This window comes from Herbaspirillum sp. SJZ099, from assembly GCF_007828355.1.
Classification (GTDB): domain Bacteria; phylum Pseudomonadota; class Gammaproteobacteria; order Burkholderiales; family Burkholderiaceae_D; genus Herbaspirillum.
Genome location: NZ_VIUO01000003.1, coordinates 333431 through 346765 on the forward strand (window position 1 = coordinate 333431; position 13335 = coordinate 346765).

Annotated in this window: 13 protein-coding genes; 7 read left to right on the forward strand and 6 right to left on the reverse strand. The window is 65.0% G+C overall.

What is annotated here, in order from left to right; genetic code table 11:
* Position 1: 1 nt before the first annotated feature.
* Positions 2-1210, reverse strand: coding sequence for a sugar ABC transporter substrate-binding protein (locus FB597_RS09380; RefSeq protein WP_255464018.1), 1209 nt, complete (start codon positions 1208-1210; stop codon positions 2-4).
* Between the two features lie 473 nt (positions 1211-1683).
* On the opposite strand from FB597_RS09380, the gene FB597_RS09385 reads away from it, so the two are divergent.
* The 3 genes from FB597_RS09385 to FB597_RS09395 all read left to right on the forward strand — a co-directional run bounded on the left by FB597_RS09385 (position 1684) and on the right by FB597_RS09395 (position 4242).
* Positions 1684-2649, forward strand: coding sequence for a sugar-binding transcriptional regulator (locus FB597_RS09385; protein WP_141914580.1), 966 nt, complete (start codon positions 1684-1686; stop codon positions 2647-2649).
* 36 nt (positions 2650-2685) lie between these two features.
* Positions 2686-3591, forward strand: coding sequence for a carbohydrate kinase (locus tag FB597_RS09390; protein WP_141914581.1), 906 nt, complete (start codon positions 2686-2688; stop codon positions 3589-3591).
* 204 nt (positions 3592-3795) lie between these two features.
* On the forward strand, positions 3796-4242 hold the full coding sequence (locus tag FB597_RS09395; RefSeq protein WP_141914582.1) for an acetyltransferase: 447 nt from the start codon (positions 3796-3798) through the stop codon (positions 4240-4242).
* 320 nt (positions 4243-4562) lie between these two features.
* On the opposite strand, the gene FB597_RS09400 is transcribed toward FB597_RS09395, so the two are convergent.
* Positions 4563-6839: a UvrD-helicase domain-containing protein gene (locus tag FB597_RS09400; RefSeq protein WP_141914583.1), complete on the reverse strand. Its 2277-nt coding sequence runs from the start codon at positions 6837-6839 to the stop codon at positions 4563-4565.
* Positions 6840-6967: 128 nt separating this feature from the next.
* Here FB597_RS09400 and aroQ point away from each other — a divergent pair, with 128 nt between their 5' ends.
* From aroQ to FB597_RS09420, 4 genes are all read left to right on the forward strand, one after another.
* The gene (gene aroQ, locus FB597_RS09405; protein WP_144769404.1) at positions 6968-7531 is read left to right on the forward strand and encodes a gamma subclass chorismate mutase AroQ; all 564 of its coding nucleotides are present in this window, start codon (positions 6968-6970) and stop codon (positions 7529-7531) included.
* Between the two features lie 166 nt (positions 7532-7697).
* The gene (locus tag FB597_RS09410) at positions 7698-8918 is read left to right on the forward strand and encodes an MFS transporter (RefSeq protein WP_141914585.1); all 1221 of its coding nucleotides are present in this window, start codon (positions 7698-7700) and stop codon (positions 8916-8918) included.
* Positions 8919-9160: 242 nt separating this feature from the next.
* Positions 9161-9655: a Dps family protein gene (locus FB597_RS09415; RefSeq protein ID WP_141914586.1), complete on the forward strand. Its 495-nt coding sequence runs from the start codon at positions 9161-9163 to the stop codon at positions 9653-9655.
* A 94-nt stretch (positions 9656-9749) separates the two neighbouring features.
* Positions 9750-10262: a DUF4822 domain-containing protein gene (locus FB597_RS09420; RefSeq protein WP_221292406.1), complete on the forward strand. Its 513-nt coding sequence runs from the start codon at positions 9750-9752 to the stop codon at positions 10260-10262.
* Between the two features lie 43 nt (positions 10263-10305).
* Here the strand turns inward: FB597_RS09420 and thiE are convergent, their stop codons facing one another.
* The 4 genes from thiE to thiS all read right to left on the reverse strand — a co-directional run bounded on the left by thiE (position 10306) and on the right by thiS (position 13329).
* Positions 10306-10941 (reverse strand): thiamine phosphate synthase, encoded by a 636-nt coding sequence (gene thiE, locus FB597_RS09425; RefSeq protein ID WP_141914587.1) that lies wholly within the window; start codon positions 10939-10941, stop codon positions 10306-10308.
* Positions 10942-10965: 24 nt separating this feature from the next.
* A complete protein-coding gene (locus FB597_RS09430) occupies positions 10966-11811 on the reverse strand; it encodes a hydroxymethylpyrimidine/phosphomethylpyrimidine kinase (RefSeq protein WP_144769406.1) in 846 nt (281 codons plus the stop codon).
* A complete protein-coding gene (locus FB597_RS09435) occupies positions 11808-12617 on the reverse strand; it encodes a thiazole synthase (protein ID WP_141914589.1) in 810 nt (269 codons plus the stop codon). Before FB597_RS09435 ends, FB597_RS09430 begins: the two co-directional genes overlap by 4 nt.
* A 511-nt stretch (positions 12618-13128) precedes the next feature.
* Complete coding sequence (gene thiS, locus FB597_RS09440; RefSeq protein ID WP_141914977.1) at positions 13129-13329, reverse strand: sulfur carrier protein ThiS; 201 nt, start codon at positions 13327-13329, stop codon at positions 13129-13131.
* Between the last annotated feature and the right edge of the window lie 6 nt (positions 13330-13335).

Consider the following 13335-nt stretch of genomic DNA (forward strand, 5'->3'; position numbering starts at 1 on the left):
ATTACTTGATGTAGCGGCCCTGGCGCATCATGCGCACGGCCTGGGCCTGCGCGGCGTCCAGCGCGGCATCCGGGGTGGTCTTGCCGGCCAGCGCGCCGGCGATGGCCTGCCCGGTCACGGTGCCGATCGACTGGAACTCGGGAATGGTCGCGAACTGCACGCCGGTATAGGGCACCGGCTTGACGGTCGGGTTGTTGGCGTCGGCGGTCTGGATCGCATCGAGCACGAAATCGGAGAACGGCGACACTTTCTTGTACTCGGCCGACGCGTAGGTCGAGCTGCGGGTGCCCGGCGGCACCAGTGCCCAACCGCTGTCCTTGGCGACCAGGTTGATGTATTCCCTGGAAGTGGCCCAAGCGGCGAACTTCCTGGCGGCATCCTGCGACTTGGAGGACTTCGGCACCGCCAGCGACCAGATCCACAACCAGTGCGAACCCTTCTCGGTCGCGGCGATCGGCGCCGGCGCGAAAGCGGTCTTGTCGGACACCTTGGAATCCTTGCCGTGGTAGAGCATGCCGGCCGCCACCGTGGCGTCCACCCACATGCCGCACTTGCCGCTGGAGAACAGTACCAGGTTTTCATTGAAGCCGTTGGAGCTGGCGCCCGGCGGACCGTACTTGCGCATCAGGTCGACATAGAAGGCGACCGCCTGCTTCCATTCCGGCGACGACAGCTGCGGCTGCCATTTCTCGTCGAACCAGCGGCCGCCCCAGGCGTTGGCCATGGTGGTGAGGATCGCCATGTTCTCGCCCCAGCCGGCTCGACCGCGCAGGCAGATGCCATAGACGCCCTTGGCCGGGTCGTGCAGTTGCGCGGCCAGCTTGGCGACTTCATCCCAGGTCGGCTGCTTCGGCATGGTCAGCTTCTTTTGCTCGAACAGGTCCTTGCGGTAATAAGTCATCGAGCTTTCGGCATAGAACGGCAGCGCGTACAGCTTGCCGTCCACCGTCAGGCCCTCGCGCACCGGCTTGATCAGGTCGGCCTCGTCGTAGTCGGCCGGCAAGCCGGTCATCGGCGCCAGCCAGCCCTTCTTGGCCCAGATCGGCGCTTCATATGCGCCGATGGTCATCAGGTCGAACTGGCCGCTGTTGGTGGCGATGTCGGTGGTCAGGCGCTGGCGCAGCACGCTTTCTTCCATCGTGACCCAGCGCAGCTTGATGTCGGGGTTGGCTTTTTCGAACTGCGGCGCCAGCTTCTGCAGCTCGATCATGTCGGGATTGTTGATCGACGCGATGTTCAGGGTGACCGGTTCGGCCTGGGCCGCGACGGACAGGAACAGCGCGGAAACGACGACGGCGACCGCGCTCAGGCGAACGCCGCAACGGGCAGTGATACAGCGGGCAATGCTATGCATGCTTGTCTCCATAGTTTTATGGGCCGCCGGCTCACTTCCCCCGGGCGCCGGGCAAGCTTGCGCGCCTGGCTGTCGTGCGTATTCCGAACGGCTGGTTTTGAGCTTTTTTTATTTTTGTGAGCAAATAATCAGACATCGGGCAAAACTTGTCAAGCATTTGCAATTTAATTGAGCAAATGCCCAAACTTGTGAATAATGGAATCCCGGGACTCGCCGTAAAATGGCGCCCGCGACACCGGACAAACTGTTCCAGGAACCTGCCCGGGATCCAAGACCACCACCGCATCACCAACATAGCTGCCGCCCATGCCGCGGTACACGAGGAGAATATGTCATCTGGCGCATCCAAACTCGACCTGGCCGCACGCGCCGCCTGGATGTATTACGTGGCGGGCAACACCCAGAATGAAATCGCGGAACGGCTGGGCATCTCGCGCCAGATGGCGCAGCGCATGGTGGCCTACGCCGGCGCCGCCAACCTGGTGAAGGTGCAGATCACCCATCCGGTCTCGTCCTGCCTGGAACTGGCGCAAGGCCTGCAGGAGCGTTACGGCTTGCAGGTATGCCGCGTGGTGCCGGGCGCCGGCGGCAGCGACAATCCCAACGAATCGCAGGAAGTGCAGCAGATGCTGGCCGTGGCCGGGGCCGAACTGATGGACCAATACCTCAGCTCGGCCACGCCGCTGGTGGTCAACGTCGGTTCCGGCCGCACGCTCAAGGCCGCCATCGAGAAGATCGCCGAGATCGACCGCCCGCAGCACCAGATCGTGTCCATGATCGGCGCCTTCGCCGCGGACGGCTCGGCCAACCGCTATGACGTGGCGCTGCAGGCGGCCGAGAAATTGCAGGCGCGCTTCTACCTGCTGCCGGCGCCGCGCGTGGCCGAGAGCGAAAGCGACCGCAAGCAATGGTGCAACCACCGCGCCTACAAGATCGTCACCGGCCTGGCCGAACGCGCCGACGTCACCTTCCTCGGCATCGGCACCATCGCCCTGCAGGGTGCGATGCACGAAGACGGCTTCATCGACGACGCCGAGGTCGCGCAGTTGCAGCAGCAAGGCGCGGTGGGCGAAATGATCTGCCACGCCTTCGATGCCGAAGGCCGCATGCTGGCCTCGGCGCTGGCCGCCCGCATCACCACGCCGCCGCTGGCGGCGCGCCCGCAGCGTCCGGTGATCGCCTTCGCCGGCGGCAGCAAGAAAATCGAAGCGGTGCGCGCGGCGCTGCGCGGCGGCTGGCTGACCGGGCTGGTGACCGATGAGGTGTGCGCGCGCCATGCCTTGCAGGATGGCTGAACCCCGCCCGCGCACATTACATTCCGGAGACACCGCATGACCCAGCCCGCACAATTCGTCGTATTCGGCGAAGCCCTGACCGACTTCATCCGCCAGAGCGACGGCCAATGGCGCGCCATGCCCGGCGGCGCCTGCTGGAACGTGGCGCGCGCGGCTGCGCGCCTGGGCGTGCCGACCGGCTATGCCGGCAGCGTCAGCACCGATGTGTTCGGCCAGGAACTGCACGCGCTCACGCGCGAAGCCGGGCTCGACATGCGCTTCACCCAGCAGTACGCCAAGGCGCCGCTGCTGGCGATGGTCACCTCCACCACCCCGCCCGATTACTTCTTCATCGGCGACGACAGCGCCGACCTCCACTTCAATCCTGAACGCCTGCCGAGCGGCTGGATGGATCAGGTGCGCGTGCTGCACTTCGGCTGCATCAGCCTGGCCCGCGAACCGCTGGCCTCGCGCCTGCTTCAAGTGGCCAAGGCCGGCGCCATGCGCGGCAAGAAGATCGCCTTCGACCCCAACTGGCGCAAGCTGATGGACAGCCCGTCCTACCGCATCCTGCTGCGCGAATTGCTGGCGCTGTCGGATTACGTCAAGGTCTCGGACGAGGACCTGGAAAGGCTGTTTCCCGGCGACGGCAACGCGCTGGCCACGCTGCAGGACATGGCGCCGAAGGCCGAGATCCTGCTCACGCTGGGCGCACAGGGCATGCGCTGGATCAAGGGGGAACAGGTGGTGCAACAGCCGGCCTACAAGGTCGAGGTGGTCGATACGGTGGGTTGCGGCGACGCCTCCATGGGCGGCTGGATCGCCAGCCAGTTGCGCCAGCCGGACGCGCCGGCGCAAGTCCACCTGCAATGCGCGGCGGCCGGTGCGGCGATCGCAGCCTCCAAGCCAGGCGCCTATGCCGCGACCTGGGATGAGGTGCAGGCGATGATAGAACGCGGTTGAGGCAACCCTGCCGCGAACGCATCGGCGCTGGCGCATTTTTACGATTTTCTTGTATCCGCCCCGACACCGGATGTCGATCATGACCGCATGACCGGCTATTGAAGCGGGCTCACCATGCTTCTCCTCCTGCTCACGGCCGGCGCCATGCCCGATCATTGAGGCTCGCGATTGCCAAACCTGAAAACGGCACGTATCCTTGCGCCCATGCCAAACATACGCCCTTCCCGCGCTGAAGACGGCCCGCGCGTCGTCGAGATCTGGCGCCTGGCGGTAGACGCCACCCACGACTTCCTCTCGCCGGCCGACCGCGCCGCGATCGAAGACGACGTGCGCGGTTTCCTCCCCGCAGCACCGCTCTGGCTTGCCGTCGATGACAATGATTTCGCACTAGGCTTCATGCTGCTCGATGGCGCGAAGATGGAAGCGCTGTTCATCGATCCTTCGCATCACGGCCGCGGCATCGGCCGCGCGCTGGTAGCCCATGCGCTGGCGCTGCACCCGATGCTGGAAACGGATGTCAACGAACAGAACACGCAAGCCGTGCGCTTCTATGAACGCATGGGCTTCACCGAAACCGGACGCTCCTTGCTGGACGGGCAGGGGCGCGCCTATCCGTTGATTCACCTGCGCTGCATCTTCGAGCCGCAATAGCCGGCGCCAGCCAATAAAAGCCGGCTGCACGGCGCCAATGCCGTTCAGTTAAGACTAATGCTGAAGCACGCATCACCCGAGCCCGTTCGGGCTGAACAGGCCCGCCAGGGCCGTATCGAAGCCAGCGCGCCAGCATCAGCGGCCTCGCCTGCCCTTCGATACGCTGCTGCGCAGCTACTCAGGGCGAACGGAGTCTGGACTCCACAAACCGCCACAAATACAAATGCCGTTCAGCGCTTAACTGAACGGCATTAGCAGCACGGCGCCCTACTTGCCGGGCCGCCAGTGCGCAGCCGAGGCTGCCTAACCCCAAACGGGCCTCAGATCTTCTCCAGCTTCGCCACCGACAGGTCCAGCAGCTTCATGCCGAACTTGCCGAAGTTGATGTGCGCGCGGGTGGCCCCGCCGCCGCCTTCGATGTTGACGATCACGCCCTCGCCGAACTTGGCGTGCGCCACGTTCTGGCCGATGCGCCAGCCCGAATCGGAACGCGAGAAATTCTGCGCGATCTTGTTGTTGCCGGACTCGGGCGCATCGTCCCAGGCCGACTTCGGATGCGCGAACCAGCTGTTCTTCTGCACCTTGGGCGAGAGCCATTTGATGGCATCCTCGGGCAACTCGTCGAAGAAGCGCGAGCGCATGTTGTAGCGCGTCTGGCCGTGCAGCATGCGGGTCTGCGAGAAAGTCATGAACAGGCGCTTGCGCGCGCGCGTGATGGCCACGTACATCAGGCGGCGTTCCTCTTCCACCCCGCCCTCTTCCTTGGCGCTGTTCTCGTGCGGGAACAGGCCCTCTTCCAGACCGGTGATGAACACCGCGTCGAATTCCAAACCCTTGGCCGAGTGCACCGTCATCAGTTGCAGCGCATCCTGGCCGGCCTGCGCCTGGTTGTCGCCGGCTTCCAGCGAGGCGTGCGACAGGAAAGCCGACAGCGGCGACATGATGGTCACCAGCGGCGCGTCGGCATCGATCACTTCGACGCCGTCTGCGGTAGTGATCGCAGTGCCGGCGGTGGCCTGCGCCTGCGGGCCGAGGAAGGCCGGGGCGTCCAGGCCATACCCTTCTTCCGAGACGAACAAGGTGGCGGCGCTGACCAGCTGCTCCAGGTTCTCGATGCGGTCGGCGCCTTCCTTCTCGTTACGGTAATGCGCGATCAGGCCCGACAGTTCCAGCACCACCTTGACCGTTTCCGGCAGGGGCAGGTGCTGGGTTTCGAAGCGCGCGCCTTCGATCAGCTTGACGAAGGCGTTGAGCGACGAGCCGGCCTTGCCGGCCACGTACGGCACGGCCGCGTACAGCGAGCAGTTGTACTGGCGCGCCGCATCCTGCAGCGACTCCATCGCGCGGGCGCCGATGCCGCGCGTGGGAAAATTCACCACGCGCAGGAAAGCCGAGTCGTTGTGCAGGTTGTCCATCAGTTGCAGGTAGGCGATGGCGTGCTTGATTTCGGCGCGCTCGAAGAAGCGCTGGCCGCCGTAGACGCGATAGGGAATCGCCGAGGAAAACAGCGCATGCTCCAGCACGCGCGACTGCGCGTTGGAGCGGTAGAGGATCGCAATCTCGCTGCGGCCCCAGCCTTCGGCGATCAGGTCCTTGACCTGCTCGATGATCCATTGCGCTTCCTGCAGGTCGCTGCTGGCCTCGTAGACGCGCACCTGCTCGCCGTGACCGGCATCGGTGCGCAGGTTCTTGCCCAGGCGGCGGCTGTTGTTGGAGATCAGCTCATTGGCGGTATCCAGGATGTGGCCGTGCGAGCGGTAGTTCTGCTCCAGCTTGATCAGATTCTCCACCCGGAACTCGCGCTCGAAGGCCGACATGTTGCCCACGTTGGCGCCGCGGAAGGCATAGATGCTCTGGTCGTCGTCGCCCACCGCGAACACCGCGCCGTGCGGGCCGGCCATCAGCTTCAACCACTTGTATTGCAGATCGTTGGTGTCCTGGAACTCGTCCACCAGGATGTGGCGGAAACGCGCCTGGTAATGCTCGCGCAGCGGCTGGTTGCGCACCAGCAGCTCATAGGTGCGCAGCAGCAGCTCGGCGAAATCGACCACGCCTTCGCGCTGGCACTGCTGGTCGTACAGCTCGTAGAGTTCGACGAACTTGCGGTTGTAGTCGTCATGCGCTTCCACATCCTGCGCGCGCAGGCCCTGGTCCTTGGCGCTGTTGATGAAGTACATCAGGTTGCGCGGCGGATATTTTTCATCGTCCACGTTCATCGCCTTGAGAAGGCGCTTGATGGCCGAAAGCTGGTCCTGCGAATCGAGGATCTGGAACGTCTGCGGCAGCCCGGCGTCCTTGTGGTGCGCGCGCAGCAAGCGGTTGCACAGGCCGTGGAAGGTGCCGATCCACATGCCGCGGGTATTGATCGGCAGCATGGCCGACAGGCGCGCGGTCATTTCCTTGGCGGCCTTGTTGGTGAAGGTCACCGCCAGGATGCCGGCCGGCGACACCTGCCCGGTCTGGATCAGCCAGGCGATGCGGGTAGTGAGCACGCGGGTCTTGCCGGAACCGGCGCCGGCCAGGATCAGCGCGGACTGGGCCGGCAGGGTCACGGCGGCCAGTTGTTCTTCGTTGAGGTTGTGGAGAAGATTTTGCATCCCGAGATTATAAGGCGGCGCGCTCCCCGGCGCGGCGCAAAGCCGCCCGGCGGCGCGCTATACTTCCGGGCGCGTTCGCCGGCCAGGCCTGCGAATCCCTCCCAACCAGCCCTGCATCATGGTGCCCCATGCTCCGTTCGCGACTGATTTCCGCCCTGACTGCCGCCTTGCTGATGGCCTGCGGCTTCGCCCCCACCGCCCCGGCGTTCTCGCCCCGTACCGAGGTCAGCCAGCTGCTGTCGCTGCAAAAGACCCGCCTCGATGTCGCCGCACCGGTGGCGCGCAGCAAGTGGAATTCGCACGCGCCGATCGACGATCCGGCGCGCGAGCAGGCGATTCTCGACGATGTCGGCGCACGGGCGCAACAACTCGGGCTCGATGCGCAATGGGCGCGCGGCTTCTTCCAGGACCAGTTCGACGCCGGCAAGATCGTGCAACGCGACCTGCATCGGCAATGGAAGCTGGAGCAGCGCCCGCCCTTCGCCAACCCGCCCGACCTCGCCCGTGAGGTAAGGCCGGTGCTGGACCGGCTCACGCCGGAGCTGCTGGCGGCACTGGCGCGCCTCAACGACCGCTGGTGCGAGCCGGATGTGGCGGGCGCGCTGGATGAGCTGGCGCCGCAAATCCTGGGCGCCGACTATGCGCCGGCGGTGCAGGAAAAAGCCACGCAAGCGCTGCGCTGCAGACAGTAAACCGCCTGCATCGCACCTTGCCAGATTGCTATCGTCGCGCAAAAGCGACTAAAAAACAGGAAAACGCTTGCTGTCCTGCAGCATTTTCCCCGGAGGAGTAAAATCCGGAACAGCTGTTCACGCGCACATCCGCGCCTGCAGCGTCCACATCCCGAACTCCCCCATCATGTCCGACGATTCATGTAGTCCCAGTCCTGTGCCGGCGCGTCCGCTGACGCCGGCCAAGGTCACCACGCAGATCCTTTCCACCGCCTTCTTCACGTTCCTGGTCTATCTGGCCATCGGCATCCCGATGGCGGTGCTGCCGGGCTACATCCACCTCGACCTCGGTTACAGCTCGGTGATCGCCGGGCTGGGCATCAGCGTCCAGTATTTCGCCACCTTCATCAGCCGCGCCAACGCCGGCCGCATGATCGACACCGTCGGCGCCAAGCAGACCGTGATGCGCGGCATGCTGCTGTGTACCGCCAGCGGCGGCCTGCTGTTGCTGGCGGCGCTGGCGCAATCGCTGCCCTTTCTCAGCCTGATGCTGCTGTTCGCCAGCCGTGCCTTGCTGGGCCTGGGCGAGAGCCTGGTCGGCACCGGCGCCATCATGTGGGGCATCGGCCGCGTCGGCGCCGACAATACCGCCAAGATGATTTCCTGGAACGGCATCGCCACCTACGCCGCGCTGGCCATCGGCGCGCCGCTGGGCGTGATGCTGGACCGCTCGCTGGGCTTCGCCGTGATCGGCCTGGCGGGCGCGGCGCTGACCGCGACCGGCTACCTGCTGGCGCGCGGCGGCCCGAACGTGCCGGTGGTTCTCGGCGAAAAGCTGTCGTTCAAGCTGGTGCTGCGCCGCGTGTTCGCCTACGGCCTCGGCCTGGCGTTCGGCACCATCGGCTTCGGCTCGATTGCCACCTTCATCACGCTGTACTACGCCGACCACCGATGGGGCAACGCGGCCTTCGCGTTGACCGCCTTCTCCGCCGCCTTCGTCGGCGCGCGCCTGCTGTTCGCCAATGCCATCAACCGTTTCGGCGGCTACCGCGTAGCCATCGTCAGCTTCCTCACCGAAGCGGTCGGCCTGTTGCTGCTGTGGGTCGCCGGCGCGCCGGAGGTGGCGATGCTGGGCGCGGCGCTGACCGGCTTCGGCTTCGCGCTGGTGTTCCCTTCGTTGGGCGTGGAGGCGGTCAAGCTGGTGCCGGCGGCCAACCGCGGCGCGGCGCTGGCGGCCTATTCGGTATTCCTCGACCTGGCGTTGGGCTTCACCGGACCGCTGGCCGGCCTGATCGTGGGCCAGCTCGGCTATCCGCAAGTGTTCCTGTTCGCCGCCATTGCCGCCATCGGCGCGGTAGCCTTGTCGCTATCGCTGTACCGCAGCGCGCAGCAGCGCAACGGGCAATGATCCCGACCTGATCCGCCGCAAGCCGCACGCAGGGATACGGCAACACGATGGGGCCGATAGCAAGATCGCTATCGGCCCCATCGCCATTTTCATCCACTATTTTTATTGAAATATGGAACGCTTGCCCCATCTCTTCCATCAATACAGTCGCATCGAACACTGTCTGCGTGCGTGATTTGCAATAGAATCGCCATGTTGTTTTCACCCGCTGACGAAAAACCAAACACCTGAAGGAGCGAAAAATGGCAAAGAAGAATGTTGCGGCAACATCGATCAACATCGGCATCAGCGACAAGGATCGCAAGAAGATCGCCGACGGCCTGTCCAGGCTGCTGGCCGACAGCTACACGCTCTACCTGAAGACCCACAACTTCCACTGGAACGTCACCGGCCCGATGTTCAACACCCTGCACCTGATGTTCGAAGGCCAGTACACCGAACTGGCCACCGCGGTCGACCTGATTGCCGAACGCATCCGCGCGCTGGGTTATCCGGCCCCGGGTTCGTACAAGGACTTCGCCAAGCTGTCGTCCATCCCGGAAGCCGAAGGCGTGCCGTCGGCGCAAGAGATGATCGCCCAGTTGGTGGCCGGCCAGGAAGCCGTGACCCGCACCGCGCGCTCGATCTTCCCGGCGGTCGATGCCGCCGCCGACGAGCCGACCGCCGACCTGCTGACCCAGCGCATGCAGTTGCACGAAAAGAACGCATGGATGCTGCGCAGCCTGCTGGAAGGCTGATGGCCGGTGACCGACCGGCACGGGCGCGGCCGCCGCGCCCGTGCGATGGCCAATGACATCTGTTGACATCTGTTGATCATGAAAGCGAAAGGCCATGCCTACCATGCGATCCACGGCAAAACTTGTTGGCGGCCTGTGCCTTGCCATCGGCTTGCTCGCCGCCAGCCCCTCCCGGGCGCAAACGCCTGACTCGGTTTCCGCCGCCAAGGCCCTCTCCTCCACGCTCTGGCTGACCACCAAGGTCTACCTTGAAGGCGCGCCGGAGCAGGACGTGCAAGCCGACTACATGGGCGTCGTCGGCCTGTCGAGGTGGGATAGCGCGCGCAACCGTTATGAATTTTTCGATCCGGCCACCGGCGCATCGCGCCTGAAAGCGGGCGGTGGCGGTTACTTCTTCATCACCGGCGACGGCAAGCATCACGTTCTGGTGCCTGACGCGGGCGCTGTCAGGGTGCTCCCCCGGCGGCTGGAGAAGCTGACCACGGCCGAGTTCACTTATTCGCGCGAGGTGCCTCGCAACATGGTGCAGGGCAATCCCCCAGTGCGGATCTATGTGGTGCACACGCCTTACACCGGGCCATTCAACCCGCCACTGTCCCAGCCTTGAACGATGGCGCCGGCAAGCGCGCCGGCCCCGCCATCATGTGCGCTCAGAACAGGCCGGCAAAGCCGCGCGCGGCGGCCTGCGCATCCTGCGGCGCCATATAGACGCTGCTGATCGCTGCCACCATGTCGGCGCCCTGCGCAATCAGCGGCAGGCAATTCTCTTGCGTCATGCCGCCGATGACCACCACCGGCAGCGGGATTTCCCGCTTCGACTCGGCCACGATTTCCGGCGCGGTCTTGAATGCATATTTCTTCACGCGCGACGGATAGAAGCCGCCGAAAGCCACATAGCTCGCTCCGGCCGCATGGGCGTCGCGCGCCAGTTGCAGCGTGCCGTAGCACGAAGCGCCGACGATCTTGTCCCGACCGACCCTGGCGCGCACCTCGGCGACCGAGGCATCGGTGCCGCCGACATGGATGCCATCCGCATCCAGCGCGAGGCACAGCTCGACATGGTCGTTGACGATGAACGGCGTGTTGTGGCGGCGGCACACATGCAGCAGCGCGCTCGCCTGCTCCCGGCGCAAAACCTCGTCCGCGTTCTTGTGGCGGTATTGCACCAAGGCCGCGCCGCCCCGGATCGCCTGCTCCGTTGCGCTCACCAGTTGTTCCGTGTCATCCCAGTCGGGCGTGACGATATACAAACCGCGCACATGCCATTGCTTGTCTGTGTGGTCCATTCCTGTTCTCCCTTCAATGCGTTTCTATTTCCGATACGGCGGCACGCGGTTGGGAATGCGCTGCCCGGCCGCAATCGCATATGACGTCGCCAGCGCATGCTGGCAATAGTCTTGCGCGCCTGCGATGGCATCGTGCATCTCAAATCCTCGCGCCAACAAGGCCGACAAGGCCGCCGCCAGCGTGCAGCCGCTGCCGTGGAATTCATCGGGCAGGCGCGCCCAGCGCCAGCGCGCACTTTCCTCGGCAGCGTCGGCATCCTCGCCCTGCCCGGCGTCCGGCGGCTGGCCGTACCAGCGGTTGACCACGTCGGACTCCTGCGGGCCATGCCCGCCCTTGAGCAGCACATGCCCGCAGCCGCGCCGCATCAGCGCCGCAGCCTGCCGCCCCGGCGGCACGTCGCCGCACAGGCGCCGCGCCTCGTTGAGGTTGGGCGTGATGACGGTGGCCAGCGCATACAAGGGCTCGATCACGCGCGCGGCGTCGTCCTTCGAGAGGTTGTCCCCTTTGCCATTGGCCAGCACCGGGTCCAGCACCACCGGCAGCGCCGGATTGCGTGCGCGCAGCTGGCCGATCAGCGCCGCGATCGCCTCGGCGTTGTCGCGGCTGCCGGCGATGCCCAGCTTGACTGCGGCGATGTCGAAACGGTCGATCAGCACCTGGGCCTGGTGGCGCACCAGTTCCGGATCGAGCGCATGCACCGCGAACACGCTGACGTTGTCCTGTACCGTCAGCGCGGTCGGCACCGACAGCGGATGGCAGCCGAGCGCGCTGATGGCGGGGATATCGGCCTGCATGCCGGCGCCGCCGCTGGGGTCGGAGCCGGAAAACACCAGCACGCAAGGCGGCGTGGGACGATAGCTGGCGTTCACACTACGCGCCCGGCCATCGGCGAGGATGGCGATGCGTGGAACTTGCGCGGGATGCGGCCCGCGAGAAAAGCCTCGCGCCCCGCCTCCACCGCCAGCTTCATCGCGCCCGCCATGCGGATGGGATCGCGCGCGCCGGCGATGGCGCTGTTCATCAGCACGCCGTCGCAGCCCAGCTCCATCGCGATGGCCGCGTCCGACGCCGTGCCCACGCCGGCATCGACCAGCACCGGCACCTTGGCCTGCTCGATGATCAGCGACAGGTTCCACGGATTCAAGATGCCCATGCCGGAACCGATCAGCGAAGCCAGCGGCATCACCGCCGCCACGCCCAGGTCTTCCAGCATTCGCGCCTGGATCGGATCGTCGCTGCAATACACCATCACGTCGAAACCATCCTTGACCAGGGTCTCGGCGGCCTTGAGCGTCTCCGGCATGTTGGGGAACAGCGTCTTCTCGTCGCCCAGCACCTCCAGCTTCACCAGCTTGTGCCCGCCCAGCAGCTCGCGCGCCAGTTGCAGCGTGTAGACCGCATCGGCCGCGTTGTAGCAGCCGGCGGTATTGGGCAGGATGGTGAATTCCGAGGGCGGCACCACATCCAGCAGGCTGGGCGCATTGGGGTCCTGGCCGATGTTCACGCGGCGGATCGCCACGGTGATGATCTCGGCGCCGCTGGCAACAGTCGCCGCGCGCGTCTCGTTCAGGTCCTTGTACTTGCCGCTGCCCACCAGGAGGCGCGAGCGGTAGGTTTTTCCAGCGATGGTCAGGCCTGTGTCCTGTACCAGCGCGGGTGTGTCGTTCATGTTCATTTCAAATCCTTTCATGTCTCTTGCAATTGTGCGAAAAGGAATGCATACGGCTGGTGTGCAGACTTCGATACGCCGCTTTGCGGCTACTCAGTCCGAACGGAATCACTTGAAGCGCGACAAACATCATCGGAATGACAGCACTAGGTGATAGCGAACCTGCACCCCGAAGCCGCAGGCGAGTAACAAGCACCGCGATGCCGCAGGCGAGCCGGCCATGCTTTCCCCTTGTGGGCCAGCCGCCGGAGCGCGGGGAAAAATGGATCAGAAAGGCAGTCGGAGCGCAGCGACTCTGCCTTTCCCATTTTTCCTCGCGCTTCGGCGGGAACCCCGCAGGGGCTGGCACTTAGGGGCCGCCTTTCTTTGCTTACTTTCTTTGGCGGAGCAAAGAAAGTGAGCGGCTGCCGGCTGAAGCAGTGCTTCAGCCTCCCGGCGCTCACCTCCGACCGGAGAAAGAAAAGCATAGAGCCAGTACATCGACCAGCAGTAAGGCCAGACTACCTAATAAAAAAACTCACCCGCCACCAATCGCCCGCACCACATCGACCTTGTCAGTCTCCGCCAGCAAACGTTGCGCCCACTGCTGCGCAGGCACCACCTGCCGGTTGACCGCCACCGCCACCGCCTTCCCGGACAGTTCCAGCGAAGCGACCAACTGCTCCAGCGTAAAGCCATCCGGCAAGGAATGCGGCTTGCCGTTCAGTTCGATCTGCATGGCGAG

Coding starts and splice junctions, on each gene's coding strand:
- FB597_RS09380 (WP_255464018.1), bottom strand. CDS start 1,210: ATGATCGAGCTGCAGAAGCTGGCGCCGCAGTTCGAAAAAGCCAACCCC.
- FB597_RS09385 (WP_141914580.1), top strand. CDS start 1,684: ATGTCATCTGGCGCATCCAAACTCGACCTGGCCGCACGCGCCGCCTGG.
- FB597_RS09390 (WP_141914581.1), top strand. CDS start 2,686: ATGACCCAGCCCGCACAATTCGTCGTATTCGGCGAAGCCCTGACCGAC.
- FB597_RS09395 (WP_141914582.1), top strand. CDS start 3,796: ATGCCAAACATACGCCCTTCCCGCGCTGAAGACGGCCCGCGCGTCGTC.
- FB597_RS09400 (WP_141914583.1), bottom strand. CDS start 6,839: ATGCAAAATCTTCTCCACAACCTCAACGAAGAACAACTGGCCGCCGTG.
- aroQ (WP_144769404.1), top strand. CDS start 6,968: ATGCTCCGTTCGCGACTGATTTCCGCCCTGACTGCCGCCTTGCTGATG.
- FB597_RS09410 (WP_141914585.1), top strand. CDS start 7,698: ATGTCCGACGATTCATGTAGTCCCAGTCCTGTGCCGGCGCGTCCGCTG.
- FB597_RS09415 (WP_141914586.1), top strand. CDS start 9,161: ATGGCAAAGAAGAATGTTGCGGCAACATCGATCAACATCGGCATCAGC.
- FB597_RS09420 (WP_221292406.1), top strand. CDS start 9,750: ATGCCTACCATGCGATCCACGGCAAAACTTGTTGGCGGCCTGTGCCTT.
- thiE (WP_141914587.1), bottom strand. CDS start 10,941: ATGGACCACACAGACAAGCAATGGCATGTGCGCGGTTTGTATATCGTC.
- FB597_RS09435 (WP_141914589.1), bottom strand. CDS start 12,617: ATGAACATGAACGACACACCCGCGCTGGTACAGGACACAGGCCTGACC.
- thiS (WP_141914977.1), bottom strand. CDS start 13,329: ATGCAGATCGAACTGAACGGCAAGCCGCATTCCTTGCCGGATGGCTTT.